A 12835-nucleotide genomic window follows, 5' to 3' on the forward strand; every position below is an offset into this window, starting at 1 on the left:
GGGGCATGAAGTCGATCATCTACACCGAGACCGGTCCCGCCTCCGACGTGCTGCGGCTCGTCGACCGCGAGGTGCCCGAGCCCGGCGCCGGCGAGGTGCGCGTGCGCGTCGTCGTGTCGGGCGTCAACCCCACCGACTGGAAGTCGCGCCAGGGCTCCGGCCCCGGCGAGGCCACGCCGTACCCCGAGGTCACCCCGGACCAGGACGGCGCGGGCGTCGTCGACGCCGTGGGCGAGGGCGTCACCGACCTCGCCGTCGGCGACCGGGTCTGGTCGTTCATCTCCGCGAACGGCCACGCGACCGGCACTGCGCAGCAGTACACCGTCCTCCCCCGCGAGCGCGTCGACCCCCTCCCCGACGGGGCCTCGTTCGACCTCGGCGCGAGCCTCGGGGTCCCCGCCATGACGGCGCACCGCGCGCTCACCGTCCACGAGGACGGCCCCACGCGCCTCTCGCCCGGCGCGCTCGACGGCGTCACCGTCCTCGTCTCCGGAGGCGCGGGCGCGGTGGGCCACGCCGCGATCCAGCTGGCCGCCTGGGCCGGCGCCACGGTGATCACCACGATCTCGAGCGACGAGAAGGCGGCCCTCGCCCGCGCCGCCGGAGCCCACCACGTCGTGAACTACCGCGAGCAGGACGCGGCCGCCGAGATCCGCCGACTCGCCCCCGACGGCGTGCAGGTGGTCGTCGAGGTGTCGATCCGGCAGAACGCGGAGCTGGTGGCCGCGGTCGTCGCGCCCCGCGCCTCCGTCGCGATCTACGCGAACGACGGCGGCGACGAGGTCTCGCTGCCGCTCCGCGCCAACATGGGCACCAACACCCGCTACCAGTTCGTGCTGCTGTACACGGTCGGCGAGGAGGCCCTCCAGGCCGCCGCCGAGGACGTCACGGCCGCCGTGCGCGACGGGGCGCTGCCCGTCGGCGAGGAGGCCGGGCTGCCGCTGCACCGGTTCCCGCTCGAACGGACCGCCGCCGCGCACGAGGCCGTCGAGGCCGGCGTGACCGGCAAGGTGCTGGTCGACGTCGCCCCCGAGTGAGCTGAGGCGCACCGAGGTGACCCGTCCTGGGCCCGGGAGAGCCCCGGCGGCCCAGGACGGGTCACCTCGACAGTGCACCGGCGACGCTGCCGACGCCCGGACCGGTCCCGGTGCCCGGGCTAGGCTCGCCGGGTGCCCGCTCCCGCCCCGATCAGCTCCGTGCAGGCCGAGGCCCTGCGCACCCGCTCGCTCCCTCCCCTCGAGGAGGTACGGCACGGCGTCTGGTCGCTGTCGTCGACCGTGGGCGACCGCGTCGAGGGCCACTCGTTCAGCTACCTCGTCGAGGGCTCCGACGGCTCCCTCGCGCTGATCGACCCGGGCTGGGCCGGGCCCGACGCCGTCCCCCGGCTCGAGGCCGCGCTGCGGTCGGTCGACCACGAGCTCTCCGACCTGACGCTCGTCGTGGTCACCCACCTGCACCTCGACCACCTGGGGGCCGCTGACGACGTGCGCCGCGCCTCCGGGGCCCGCGTCGCGATGCACGCCCTCGAGTCCGCCGCCCTCGACCGGCGCGCCGCCGACGGGGCCGCCGCCGACGCCGACGTCGCCCGCTGGGGCGCCCCCCGGGAGCTGACGGAGGCGCTGGTCGCCTCCTGGGGGTCCGGTCGCGCCCTGCCCGCGGTCACGCCCGACCTGCTGCTCGCCGACGGCGACGAGCTGCCGGTCGCGGGCCGCCGCCTGCGGGCCGTGCACACGCCGGGCCACACCGCCGGCCACCTGTGCGTCGTCGAGCCCGAGCAGCGCCTCGTCTTCACCGGCGACCACGTGCTGCCGACGATCAACCCCGGCATCGGCCTCGGCGGCCGCACCGCGTCCAACCCCCTCGACGACCACCTCGCCTCGCTGCGGGCGATGGTCCCCCTCGACCGGCCCGGAGCGGACGCCCTCGAGGTCTGCCCCGGCCACGAGTACCGGTTCGTCGGCCTCGCCGAGCGGGCGGAGGCGCTGGTCGCGCACCGTGCCGACCGCACCCTCGACGCGGTGACCGCGCTCGACGCCCTGCGCGCCGAGGGCGCGGGCGCGGCCTCCCCCACGGTCTTCGAGGTCGCCGAGCGCATGACGGGCTGGCGCGGCGGCCTCCGGTCGATGACGGGCTTCGTGCTCGCCTCCGCGCTCGCCCAGACGGAGTGGCACCTCCGGTCGGCCGGACGCGCCGACGAGCTCGCGACGGACTGAGGGCGCCTCCCGGGCCGGAGACGGCGACCCGGGCCAGACTCGGCGCATGACCACCGACTCCCCCGCTCGCGACTGCGACGCCGACGCCGACTCTGACGCCCGCGCCGCCGCCGCCGTGCCGTCGATCACCGACCCCGTCGCCCCGATGCTCGCGAAGGCCGTCGCGACCGTGCCCGACGCCGACAGCGTCGAGGGCGGCCTGTCGTACGAGCCGAAGTGGGACGGCTTCCGCGGCCTCGTCTACTTCGACGGCGAGACGGTAGAGCTCGGCAGCCGCGGCTCGAAGCCGCTCACCCGGTACTTCCCCGAGCTCGTGGCCGCGCTCGCCGAGGGCCTGCCCGGCCCGTGCGTGCTCGACGGCGAGATCGTGCTGCGGCAGGGCGAGCCCGGCGACGAGCGGCTCGACTGGGACGCCCTCTCGCAGCGCATCCACCCCGCGGCCTCGCGCGTCGCGACGCTCTCGGTCTCGACGCCGGCCTCGTTCGTGGCGTTCGACCTGCTCGCCGAGGGCGACGAGAGCCTGGTGGAGCGCCCCTTCGGCGAGCGCCGGGCCGCCCTCGAGCGCCTCCTCGCCGACGTGGCCGCCCCGCTGCACCTCGGGCGCACGACGACCGACGCCGACGTCGCCCGCCGCTGGCTCGTCGAGTTCGAGGGCGCCGGGCTCGACGGCGTCGTCGCCAAGCCCCTGGCGAGCCCCTACCAGCCCGGCAAGCGCACCATGCTCAAGGTCAAGCACCACCGCACCGCCGACGTCGTCGTGCTCGGCTACCGGGTGCACAAGAGCGGGCAGGGCGTGGGGTCGCTGCTGCTCGGCCTGCACGACGCCGACGGCGAACTCCGGAACGTGGGAGGCGCCTCCGCGTTCTCGGACGCCCGTCGCCTCGAGCTCGTCGACGAGCTGGCCGACCTCGTCGTGCGCGACGACGACGGCGAGGTCGCGCGGGCCGAGACCGACCGCAGCCGCTTCTCGTCGGGGAAGGACGTCTCGTACGTCCCGCTCCGCCCCGAGCGGGTCGTGGAGGTGCGCTACGACCAGATGGAGGGGCAGCGGTTCCGGCACACGGTGCAGGTGGCCCGATGGCGGACCGACCGCGAGGCGCGCTCGTGCGGGTTCGACCAGCTGGAGGTGCCGGCGGCGTACGACCTGGGCGAGGTGCTCGTCCGGGCCTGACGGGACTGCGAGGCGCCTGCGGGAGTCGACCCGCGACTCCCGCCGGCCGACCCGTCGGACTACTCGGTCTGCCCGGTCGCCTCGGCCTGGTCGCCCTGCGGCGCCGCCTTCGCGCGGCTGGGCTGGACGCGGGGCGGCTCGCCCGGCATCTTCGGGAAGTCGGGCGGGAAGGGCAGCTCGCCGAGGCCCGCCTCGACGTCGCGCTCCCACCAGCCGAGCAGCGCGTCGATCGTGCCGGGCTCGTCGTGCATGTGCTCCCACGGGTCGCGCGTCGCGGCGAGGCGGCCCGGCACGGTGAGCACGGTGTGCGCCGCCGGGTCGGTCGCGTCGAGCTCGCTCCACTCGAGCGGGGTCGAGACGGAGGCGCGGGCCAGCGCCCGGGGAGACCAGGCGCCCGCCATGGTGCGGTCGCGGTTCGCCTGGTTGTAGTCGACGAAGACGCGGCGGCCCCGCTCCTCCTTCCACCAGTTCGTGGTCACGGCGTCGGGCATGCGGCGCTCGAGCTCGCGCGCCGCGGCGATCACCGCGTGCCGCACGTCGAGGAACTCCCGGGTCGGCTCGATCGGCGCGAAGACGTGCAGGCCGCGGTTGCCGCTCGTCTTGACGAACGCGGTCAGCCCGGCGTCGGCCAGCACGCGCCGGAGCTCGTGCGCCGCGGGCACCGCGTCGGAGAAGTCGGTGCCCGGCTGGGGGTCGAGGTCGACCCGCAGCTGGTCGGGCAGGTCGCTCGCCCCGGCCCGCGAGGCCCAGGGGTGGAAGACGACCGTGTTCATCTGCGCCGCCCAGACGGCCCCGGCCGGCTCGTCGATGACGAGCTGGGGGTGCGAGCGCGCGCTCGGGTAGGTCACGACGACGCTGCGCACGTGGTCGGGGGCGCCGCGGGGCGGGTTCTTCGAGAAGTAGTCGTCGCCGTCGACCCCGCCGGGGAACCTCTGCAGCGAGATCGGGCGGTCGCCGTTCGCGCGGACGAACGCGTCGCCCACGTCGACGAGGTAGCGCGCGAGGTCGAGCTTCGTCACGCCCAGGTCGTGCCAGAGCACCCGGCCCGGGCTCGAGATCCGGACCTCGCGGTCGCCCACCTGCAGCATCGTCGCCTCGCTCGCCATGCCTCACCCTAGCTCCGGGGCCCGGGCGGGGCCGGCGGGGTCCCGGCGGCGCGGGGGCGCCCGCCGCGGGGCGGGTACGCTCGGGCGGTGACCTCCCCCCTCCGCATCGCGCTCGTCTCGCTGCACACCTCCCCCGGTGCCGAGCCCGGCTCGGGCGACGTGGGCGGCATGAACGTCGTCGTGCGCAACCAGGCCGAGGCCCTCGGCGAGGCCGGGCACCGGGTCGAGATCCTCACCCGGCGCTCGTCGCCCGACGGGCCCGACACCGTCGAGCTCGCGCCCGGGGTCACGCTGCGCGTCCTCACCGCCGGCCCGACCGAGCCCGTCACGAAGGGCCGCCACGAGGAGTTCGTCGACGAGTTCCGCGAGCGCCTGGCCGAGCAGGGCCCCTGGGACGTCATCCACTCGCACCACTGGTTCAGCGGCGTCGCCGCGCTGCCGGTCGCGCGCGAGCGCGGCGTGCCGCACGTGCAGAGCTTCCACTCGATCGCCGCGGGCGACGAGACGCCCCTCTCCGACGGCGAGCGTGCCGAGTCGCCCGGCCGGCTCGCCGGGGAGGCCCTGCTCGCGCGGGAGAGCGACGCGGTCGTCGCGATCAGCCGTGCGGAGGCCGAGACGGTCGCCACGCGGCTCGGCGGCGACCCGGCCCGGCTCTGGGTGGTGCTGCCCGGTGTCGACGCCGAGCTCTTCCGGCCAGCGACGCCGGGCAAGCCCCGCTCCGACCGGCCCTACGTCGTGGTCGCCGGTCGGCTCGAGCCGCTGAAGGCGCCCGACCTCGCCGTGGCCGCGGTCGCGGCCGTCCCCGCCGACCTTCGCCCCGAGCTCGTGATCGCCGGCGGAGCCAGCACCGAGCACGCCGGCTACGAGCACGAGCTGGAGGACCTCGCCGCCCGCCTCGACCTCGACGTGCGCTTCCTGGGGCCGCGGACGCGAGCGGGCCTCGCCGCCCTGCTCCGCGACTCCCGCCTGGTGCTCGTGCCCTCGCACTCGGAGACGTACGGGCTGATCGCCCTCGAGGCGGCCGCGAGCGGGGTCCCGGTCGTCGCCGCCGCGTCGGGGGGCCTGCGCGAGTCGGTCGTCGACGGCGTCACCGGCGTCGTCCTCGACAGCCGCGAGCCGGCCCGCTGGGGCGAGACGCTGACCCGACTCCTCGGCGACGACGCGACCTGGCAGCGCCTCGCGACCGCCGCCCGGCAGCGCGCCCTCGAGCACCCCTGGTCGCTCTCCGCCGCCGAGCTGGCCGACGTGTACTGCCGCCTCACGGGCAGCGACGACTGCACCGAGCTCGCAGCCGCGGGCGGGCGGCGCTGACCCTGCCGCACCGCGCCGACGCCGACGCCCACCCAGACGGCGCTCAGGCCGCCCTCCGGCCCGCGGCCCTAGGCTCGGGGCGGGCGACGACGCCCGCACCACCCGACTCCCCGGAGGCACCCATGACCGACGACACGCTGCTGCGCACCCTCGAGGAGCAGGAGGAGCGCCTGACGTTCCGCCGCTTCACGACCGAGACCGCCCTCGACCTCGGCGCCCACGTGCTCGCCGAGGCCCGTCGCCGTCAGCTGCCCGTGGCGATCGCCGTGATGAAGGGCCGGCAGCGCGTCTTCCACGCCGCCCTGCCCGGCACCTCGCGCGACAACGACGAGTGGCTCGACCGCAAGGCCCGCGTCGTCGAGCGCTGGGGCCAGAGCTCGTACCGCGTCGGCGAGACCTTCCGCGTCGCCGGCTCGACCTTCGACGAGAAGTCGCGGCTCGACCCGGGCGTCTACGCCGCCCACGGCGGGGTGTTCCCCGTCATCGTGCGCGGGGTCGGCCCGGTCGGCTCGGTCGGGGTCTCGGGCCTCCCCCAGGCCGACGACCACGCCCTCGTCGTCGAGCTCGTCGAGGACTTCCTCGCCCACGGCTACGACAGCTGACCCCACCCACGACGGCACGACCGACCGCACGACACCGACCGAGGGAGGCGCGGTGAGCGACGACGAGGCCACGCGCGCGGCCGCGGCCCTGGCCGGCCTGCTCGGCCGCACGGTCGCCGAGCTGGCGGCCCGCGACGCCCGCCAGGAGTCGCTCGCGACCGTGAAGGCGTCACGACGGCTGCTGCTCGTGCACACGTCGGCGTCGCTGCTGCCGGCGGGCCGGGCCTGGCGCCTCGGGGTGCTGCTGCTCGGCGCCGAGGGGCAGGTCTGGGCGACCGGCACCATCACCCGCGCCACCGAGCCGAAGCGCGAGCAGCACCTGTCGGCCTCGGTCGAGGAGCGGCGCGACGCCCGACGGGCCGCGTCGCGGAGGTTCGCCGAGGGCGAGGTCGTCAACTACGGCCACGTGCCGGTGCGCACCGACGCCGAGGCCCTGCGCTCCGGCGCGGCCGAGCCCCTCGTGCTCGTCGGCGACGCCGTGCACGTGCGCTGGGGCCGCGGCCCGGGCGAGCTGCGCGAGCTCGGCGCGTACCTCGCCGACCGCGCCGACCTGCTCTGAGCCGCGGTCTCCCGCGTCTGCCCTCGCTCCCGCCCCGCGCCTCCCCCGCACTCTCTTGCTCGACCTTGCCCCGCGCCTCCCCCCGCCCTGCCCCTCCGGAACCACGTACTCGCAGGCGAACCACGCCGCGGTGTGGTTCCGGTGCGAGGACGTGGTTCGACACGGCGACGCGAGTCAGCCCGCGCCGGTCAGCCCGTGGGCTGACCCGCGCCCGGCGCTGGCACGGTCTGCCAGCTGTCTCGCCTAGCATCGGGAGCGACCCTGGCCCGACCCCCTGGAGGACGCACCGTGCGCCGTCTGCTCATCGCCGCCTCCGTCGTGTTCTGCCTCGGGGCCGTCGGGCTCGTCGTCGCGGTCGCGATGGTCGTGTCGTCGCTGAGCGCTCCCCGTGACGAACCGACCGCCGCCGCGGTCACGAGCCAGCCGACCTGCCCCGACGTGCCGCCCGTGCAGATCGGCACCATCTCGGTGCCCGCCGGCCCCGTCGCCGGCTACTGCCAGGACCGCCTCGTCAACGCCGCGTGGATCATGGAGGCCGCCAAGGCGCAGGGCATCGGCACCCACACGCAGGCCATCGGCGTGATGACCGCGATGGGCGAGTCGAGCCTCCGCAACATCGACCACGGCGACGACGTCGGCCCCGACAGCCGAGGGCTCTTCCAGCAGCGAGACAACGGCCTCTGGGGCACCTACGAGCAGCGGATGGACCCGTACACCGCCGCCACGATGTTCTTCACGAAGCTCGTGCGCATCCCCGGCTGGAAGGAGCTCTCGCCCACCGAGGCCGCCCACGCCGTGCAGGTCAACGCCGACCCCGACCACTACACGCGGTGGTTCGCCGACGCCGAGGTGGTCGTCGCCGAGCTGACGGCGCGCACGACGCCGTAGCTGCCTGGCGCGGCGACACGCACGACGACGCCGGGGCCGCCGGCTCCGCTACCAGCCCATCGTGCCGGGCGCGCCCTTGAACGGGCCGACGACCGACGCCGTGATCCAGCCGCCGTAGAAGTCGCCCTCCTGGGCCTGGACGACCTCGCCGTCGATCTCGCACGAGTCCATCCGCCCCGGGTAGAGCGCGACGTGGTCGACGAGCACCTCGTAGCCCGCCCACGGGCTCGGGTACGTCCAGCCGGCCGAGGAGGCGCGGGCCCCGCCGCCGACCACGTCGACGTACTTCGCGCGGCCCTTGTACTCGCACATGCTCGTGCCGGAGGCCGGCTGCAGCGCCCCCTCCGCGAAGGCCGTGCGCGGCAGGTACCAGACCGGCGGGTGGCTCGTCTCGAGCACCCGGTACGCCGCGGTCGTGTCGGCGACGACCTGGCCGCCGAGGCGGACGACCACCCGCTCGGAGCGGGCCTCGACCCGCGGGGGCCGGGGGTAGTCCCAGACGGACTCCTGGCCCGGGCCGGGCTCCTGACGGCGGACGGGCTCTCGCTTCGCTCTCATGCGGCCATCATGCTCGCGGGGGCTCGGAGACCGCTGCCCGCCCACCTGAGCCTGGGCTGCACGTGTCGCACATCGGGCGGACCGCCTGGTTCGGTCGGGTCTACCGTGCACCCCATGAAGGCACTCCAGTACACCCAGGTCGGTCAGCACCCCGTCGTCGTCGAGGTCGAGAAGCCCTCGCCGGGGCCGGGGCAGGTGCTGCTCCGCGTCACCGCCGCTGGCGTCTGCCACAGCGACGAGTACGTCATGAGCCTCTCGGAGGAGGACTACACGGCGCAGGGCTACCCCCTGCCGCTCACCCTCGGGCACGAGGGCGTCGGCGTCGTCGAGGAGCTCGGCGAGGGCGTCGAGCACGTCTCGGTCGGCGACGCGGTCGCCGTCTACGGCCCGTGGGGCTGCGGACGCTGCCACCAGTGCGCGCAGGGCAAGGAGAACTACTGCGTCAACGCCGCCGCCGAGGGCATCAAGCCCCCCGGGCTCGGCGCCCCCGGCTCGATGGCCGAGTACATGATCGTCGACGACCCGCGCCACCTCGTGCCGCTCGGCGACCTCGACCCCGTCGAGAACGTCTCGCTCACCGACGCCGGCCTGACGCCGTACCACGCGATCAAGGCGTCGCTGCCGAAGCTCGGGGCGGGCACCTTCGCCGTCGTCATCGGCACGGGCGGCCTCGGGCACGTCGGCATCCAGATCCTCAAGGCGCTCTCGGGAGCGCAGGTGATCGCCCTCGACGTCAACGACGAGAAGCTCGAGCTGGCGACGCACGTCGGCGCCGACCACGTCGTGATCAGTGACGAGCACGCCGCCGAGGCCGTCCGCGCCATCACCGGCGGCGTCGGCGCGAACGCGGTCTTCGACTTCGTCGGCGCGCGCCCCACGATGGCCACGGCGGTCGCGGTGGCGGCCACTGAGGCGGACGTCACCATCGTCGGCATCGGCGGCGGCACGGTCGAGCTCGGCTTCGGCTCGATCGCCTACGACGCGGCCGTGCGGGTGCCCTACTGGGGCAGCCGCAGCGAGCTGATCGAGGTGCTCGACCTCGCGCGCGCCGGTCGGGTGAGCGTCGAGACGCAGCGCTACTCGCTCGACGACGCCCCGTCGGCCTACGAGGCGCTCGCGGCCGGGACCGTGCGCGGCCGGGCCGTCATCGTCCCGTAGCGAGGGACAGGCCGAGCTCGACGGGCCGGCGCGGTCAGCCGGCCTGGCTCGACCGACCGAGCTGGTCGTCGAGCCACTCGGCGCAGTCGCGGGTCCACGCCGCGGCGGGCCCGGCGCCCTCGGCGAGCCCGAGGCCGTGCCGGCCCGAGGCGTAGACGTGCAGGGCGTGTGGCACGCCGACCTCGGCGAGGGCCGCGCCCATCAGGTAGGCGTGCTCGACGGGCACCGTCTCGTCGTCGGCCGTGTGCCAGACGAAGGTCGGCGGGGAGTCGCGGGTCACCAGGGCGTCGAGCGACGTCGCGGCCCGGAGGTCGTCGGGGGCGTCGAGACCGATCAGCGCCGCGCGCGAGCCGCCGTGGGTGGGCGTGCGCATGGAGACGACCGGGTAGGCCAGCACGACCAGGTCGACCCGCGCCTCCCCCGTGGCCCCGGGAGCGAGGGCGGCGAGGCCCGCGGCGTGGCCGCCGGCGGAGAAGCCGAGCAGGCCCACGCGCTCGTGGCCCGCCCTGCGGGCGGCCCGGACGGCCTCGCGCACGTGCTCGAGGGGGCCGGGGTGCCGCGTGTCGAGCGGGTAGCGGACGACCTCGGCGCCGTGCCCGAGCGAGCGCAGCCACTCGGCCACGGGCTCGCCCTCGTGGTCGGCGAGGTGCTGGTAGCCCCCGCCGGGCAGGACGAGGACGTGCAGCGGACGGGCGGTCGGCTCGGGGCTCCCGGCGTCGGCCGGGCGGTGGTCGGTCACGGGCAGGACGCTACTCGAAGCGGCCGGGCGGCGCCGCCCGGACGTGCATGCGCTCGCCCTGCCGGCCGAACAGGCTGAGGAACTCGACGTCGCCGGGCCCCACCCGGCCGAACCAGTGCGGTGTGCGGGTGTCGAACTCGGCCGCCTCGCCCGCGGGCAGCACGAGGTCGTGCTCGCCGAGCACCACGCGCAGCCGGCCCTTCAGCACGTAGAGCCAGTCCCAGCCGTCGTGCGTGCGCAGCTCGGGCGTGCCCTCGGGCACCGACGCCGGGATGACGTGCTTGAACGCCTGCAGGCCGCTCCCCCCGCGCGACAGCGGCAGGATCGACCCGCCGCGCCATGCGACGGCCTTGAGGTGCACCCGCGGGTCGCCCGTCTCCGGCGCGCCGACGAGCTCGTCGAGCGGCACCCCGTGCACCCGGGCGAGCGGCAGCAGCAGCTCGAGCGCGGGGCGGCGCTGCCCCGACTCGAGGCGCGACAGGGTGCTGACCGAGATGCCCGTCTCGGCGGAGAGCTGGTCGAGGGTCGCGCCCCGGGCGGTGCGCAGGGCGCGGAGGCGCGGGCCGACCCCGGCGAGGACGGCGTCGGTGTCGTCGGCCGGGGCGGGGGCGGTCGGGCCGTGTCGGTGCGTGTCCATGCCCGCATCTTGCCACTTCGGCAAGAGAGCTTGTCGCCAGTGGAGGCGCGGGGCGACCATCGAGGCAGGAGGTCACCACCATGACGAACGACCACAGCACCCCCGCCCCGAGCGGCTCCCCCGACCCTGTCCGTGACGCCGGTCACGCCGGTGACGCCCGCGCCGTCGTCCGCGACGTGCTCGTCGTCGGCGGCGGCGCCGCCGGGCTCAGCGCGGGCCTCACGCTCGCCCGCGCCCGCCGCGACGTCGTCGTCGTCGACGCGGGCGAGACCCGCAACGCCCCGGCCGCCGGGGTGCACGGCTACCTCACCCGCGACGGGATCGCCCCCGCCGAGCTGACGCGCCTCGGCCGCGCCGAGGTCGAGTCCCACGGCGGCGAGGTCCGTGCCGGGACGGTCACGGCCCTCGACCGCGTCGAGCCGGCCCCGGGAGTCGCGGCCCGCTTCCGGGCGTCCGTCACGCACGCGGGCGGCGGGGTCGAGACCGTCCTCGCCCGGCGGGTCGTCGTCACGACCGGCGTCAGCGACCAGCTCCCGCCCGTGGCCGGCCTCGCCGAGCGGTGGGGCCGGGACGCCGTGCACTGCCCGTACTGCCACGGCTGGGAGGTGCGCGACCGGCTGATCGGCGTGCTCGGCGGCGGGCCGCTGTCGGTGCACCAGGCGCTGCTCTTCCGGCAGTGGAGCGATCGCGTGGTGCTGTTCCTCAACGACGCGGTGGAGCCCACGGAGGAGGAGTGGGAGCAGCTCGCCGCGCGGGGCATCGGTGTCGTGACGGGAGCCGTCACCCGGGTGCTCGTCACCGACGACCGGATGAGCGGGGTCGAGCTCGCGTCGGGGCGCACCCGCCCGGTGGAGGCCCTGGCGCTCGGGGCTGCCCTGCGCGTGAACTCGGACCTGCTGACCGGGCTGGGCGTCGAGCAGGAGCCCCACCCGCTGGGCGTGGGGCTCGTCGTGCCGTCCGACCCGGCCACCGGCGCCACGAGCGTGCCGGGCCTCTGGCTGGCGGGCAACGTCGCCGACCCGATGATGCAGGTGGTCGCGGCGGGGGCGTCCGGAGTGAGGGCAGCCGCCCTCGCGAACGCCGACCTCGTGGCGGAGGACACCGCCCTCGCCGTAGCGGCCCGACGGGCTCCGTTCAGCGCCGCCGCCGAGTCGGCGGGCACCGCCCGGCTGCTCGGCGAGCGGCGGCACGGGGTCGCGCCCCGGTCCGGCGACGCCGACGGGGCCGCGCCGGGCCGCCCCGAGCAGGAGGTCTTCGACCGCGCGTACTGGGAGGAGCGCTACGGCTCGGAGGGCTTCACCTGGAGCGGCGAGCCCAACGCCCAGCTCGTCGCCGAGACGGTCGACCTGACGCCCGGGCGGGCGCTCGACGTCGGCAGCGGCGAGGGCGGCGACGCGATCTGGCTGGCCCGGCGGGGCTGGACGGTGACCGGCACCGACATCGCGGAGGCGGCGCTCGCCAAGGCCGCCCGTCGCGCCGAGGCGACCGACCCGGCCGCCGCCGCCCGGATCACCTGGGAGCAGCACGACGTCACGGCCTGGGCCCCCGCGCCGGGTCGCTTCGACCTCGTCTCGGCGCAGTTCATGCACCTCGCCGACCCGGAGCGAGCCGTGCTCTTCCGGGCGCTCGCGGCGGCGGTGGCTCCCGGCGGGACGCTGCTCGTCGTCGGCCACGACCTCACCGACGACCCGGAGCGCATGGCGCACCGCCGCGACCTGATGTTCACGGTCGACGACGTCCTCGCCGCGATCGAGGGCGAGGGGCTCGAGGTCGAGGTGGCCGGGTCGCGCGAGCGAGCCGCCACCTCGGCGCACCACGGGGGCGGCCCGATGCGCGACGTGGTCGTCCGCGCGCACCGCGCCTCCTGAGCCCGGCCACCGGGTGGTCGCGATC

The 12835-nt window shown here is 76.3% G+C and carries 13 protein-coding genes; 9 read left to right on the forward strand and 4 right to left on the reverse strand.

Annotation, left to right across the window (positions count from 1 at the left end):
- Positions 1–5: 5 nt before the first annotated feature.
- From FHR77_RS06715 to FHR77_RS06725, 3 genes are all read left to right on the forward strand, one after another.
- On the forward strand, positions 6–1037 hold the full coding sequence (locus tag FHR77_RS06715) for an NADPH:quinone reductase (protein WP_167259293.1): 1032 nt from the start codon (positions 6–8) through the stop codon (positions 1035–1037).
- Positions 1038–1169: 132 nt separating this feature from the next.
- Positions 1170–2213 carry an MBL fold metallo-hydrolase gene (locus tag FHR77_RS06720; protein ID WP_167259294.1) on the forward strand — a complete coding sequence of 348 codons (1044 nt, stop codon included), beginning with the start codon at positions 1170–1172 and terminating at the stop codon, positions 2211–2213.
- A gap of 46 nt (positions 2214–2259) precedes the next feature.
- Positions 2260–3384 carry an ATP-dependent DNA ligase gene (locus FHR77_RS06725; RefSeq protein ID WP_208380417.1) on the forward strand — a complete coding sequence of 375 codons (1125 nt, stop codon included), beginning with the start codon at positions 2260–2262 and terminating at the stop codon, positions 3382–3384.
- Between the two features lie 59 nt (positions 3385–3443).
- Here the strand turns inward: FHR77_RS06725 and ligD are convergent, their stop codons facing one another.
- Positions 3444–4490: a non-homologous end-joining DNA ligase gene (ligD, locus tag FHR77_RS06730; RefSeq protein ID WP_167259295.1), complete on the reverse strand. Its 1047-nt coding sequence runs from the start codon at positions 4488–4490 to the stop codon at positions 3444–3446.
- 87 nt (positions 4491–4577) lie between these two features.
- Here ligD and FHR77_RS06735 point away from each other — a divergent pair, with 87 nt between their 5' ends.
- The 4 genes from FHR77_RS06735 (at position 4578) to FHR77_RS06750 (ending at position 7850) form a co-directional block, all read left to right on the forward strand.
- Positions 4578–5801 (forward strand): glycosyltransferase, encoded by a 1224-nt coding sequence (locus tag FHR77_RS06735; protein ID WP_341777252.1) that lies wholly within the window; start codon positions 4578–4580, stop codon positions 5799–5801.
- Between the two features lie 122 nt (positions 5802–5923).
- A complete protein-coding gene (locus tag FHR77_RS06740) occupies positions 5924–6403 on the forward strand; it encodes a heme-degrading domain-containing protein (protein ID WP_056055189.1) in 480 nt (159 codons plus the stop codon).
- A 52-nt stretch (positions 6404–6455) separates the two neighbouring features.
- The gene (locus FHR77_RS06745; RefSeq protein WP_167259296.1) at positions 6456–6962 is read left to right on the forward strand and encodes a hypothetical protein; all 507 of its coding nucleotides are present in this window, start codon (positions 6456–6458) and stop codon (positions 6960–6962) included.
- A gap of 288 nt (positions 6963–7250) precedes the next feature.
- Positions 7251–7850 carry a hypothetical protein gene (locus tag FHR77_RS06750; protein WP_056055195.1) on the forward strand — a complete coding sequence of 200 codons (600 nt, stop codon included), beginning with the start codon at positions 7251–7253 and terminating at the stop codon, positions 7848–7850.
- Between the two features lie 48 nt (positions 7851–7898).
- Here FHR77_RS06750 and FHR77_RS06755 read toward each other — a convergent pair whose 3' ends face one another.
- The gene (locus tag FHR77_RS06755) at positions 7899–8408 is read right to left on the reverse strand and encodes a DUF427 domain-containing protein (RefSeq protein WP_167259297.1); all 510 of its coding nucleotides are present in this window, start codon (positions 8406–8408) and stop codon (positions 7899–7901) included.
- A gap of 114 nt (positions 8409–8522) precedes the next feature.
- Between FHR77_RS06755 and FHR77_RS06760 the strand changes: the two genes are divergently transcribed.
- Positions 8523–9566 (forward strand): NAD(P)-dependent alcohol dehydrogenase, encoded by a 1044-nt coding sequence (locus FHR77_RS06760; RefSeq protein WP_167259298.1) that lies wholly within the window; start codon positions 8523–8525, stop codon positions 9564–9566.
- Between the two features lie 34 nt (positions 9567–9600).
- On the opposite strand, the gene FHR77_RS06765 is transcribed toward FHR77_RS06760, so the two are convergent.
- Together FHR77_RS06765 and FHR77_RS06770 are read right to left on the reverse strand one after the other, a co-directional pair.
- Complete coding sequence (locus FHR77_RS06765) at positions 9601–10305, reverse strand: prolyl oligopeptidase family serine peptidase (RefSeq protein WP_167259299.1); 705 nt, start codon at positions 10303–10305, stop codon at positions 9601–9603.
- 10 nt (positions 10306–10315) lie between these two features.
- Complete coding sequence (locus FHR77_RS06770; protein WP_167259300.1) at positions 10316–10942, reverse strand: helix-turn-helix domain-containing protein; 627 nt, start codon at positions 10940–10942, stop codon at positions 10316–10318.
- 80 nt (positions 10943–11022) lie between these two features.
- Here FHR77_RS06770 and FHR77_RS16595 point away from each other — a divergent pair, with 80 nt between their 5' ends.
- The gene (locus tag FHR77_RS16595) at positions 11023–12810 is read left to right on the forward strand and encodes an FAD-dependent oxidoreductase (RefSeq protein WP_167259301.1); all 1788 of its coding nucleotides are present in this window, start codon (positions 11023–11025) and stop codon (positions 12808–12810) included.
- Positions 12811–12835: the final 25 nt, after the last annotated feature.

Origin of the sequence: Frigoribacterium endophyticum (assembly GCF_011759585.1) — a bacterium.
Taxonomy (GTDB): domain Bacteria; phylum Actinomycetota; class Actinomycetes; order Actinomycetales; family Microbacteriaceae; genus Frigoribacterium; species Frigoribacterium endophyticum.

Coding starts and splice junctions, on each gene's coding strand:
- FHR77_RS06755 (WP_167259297.1), bottom strand. CDS start 8,408: ATGAGAGCGAAGCGAGAGCCCGTCCGCCGTCAGGAGCCCGGCCCGGGC.
- FHR77_RS06770 (WP_167259300.1), bottom strand. CDS start 10,942: ATGGACACGCACCGACACGGCCCGACCGCCCCCGCCCCGGCCGACGAC.
- FHR77_RS16595 (WP_167259301.1), top strand. CDS start 11,023: ATGACGAACGACCACAGCACCCCCGCCCCGAGCGGCTCCCCCGACCCT.
- FHR77_RS06725 (WP_208380417.1), top strand. CDS start 2,260: ATGACCACCGACTCCCCCGCTCGCGACTGCGACGCCGACGCCGACTCT.
- FHR77_RS06760 (WP_167259298.1), top strand. CDS start 8,523: ATGAAGGCACTCCAGTACACCCAGGTCGGTCAGCACCCCGTCGTCGTC.
- FHR77_RS06740 (WP_056055189.1), top strand. CDS start 5,924: ATGACCGACGACACGCTGCTGCGCACCCTCGAGGAGCAGGAGGAGCGC.
- ligD (WP_167259295.1), bottom strand. CDS start 4,490: ATGGCGAGCGAGGCGACGATGCTGCAGGTGGGCGACCGCGAGGTCCGG.
- FHR77_RS06715 (WP_167259293.1), top strand. CDS start 6: ATGAAGTCGATCATCTACACCGAGACCGGTCCCGCCTCCGACGTGCTG.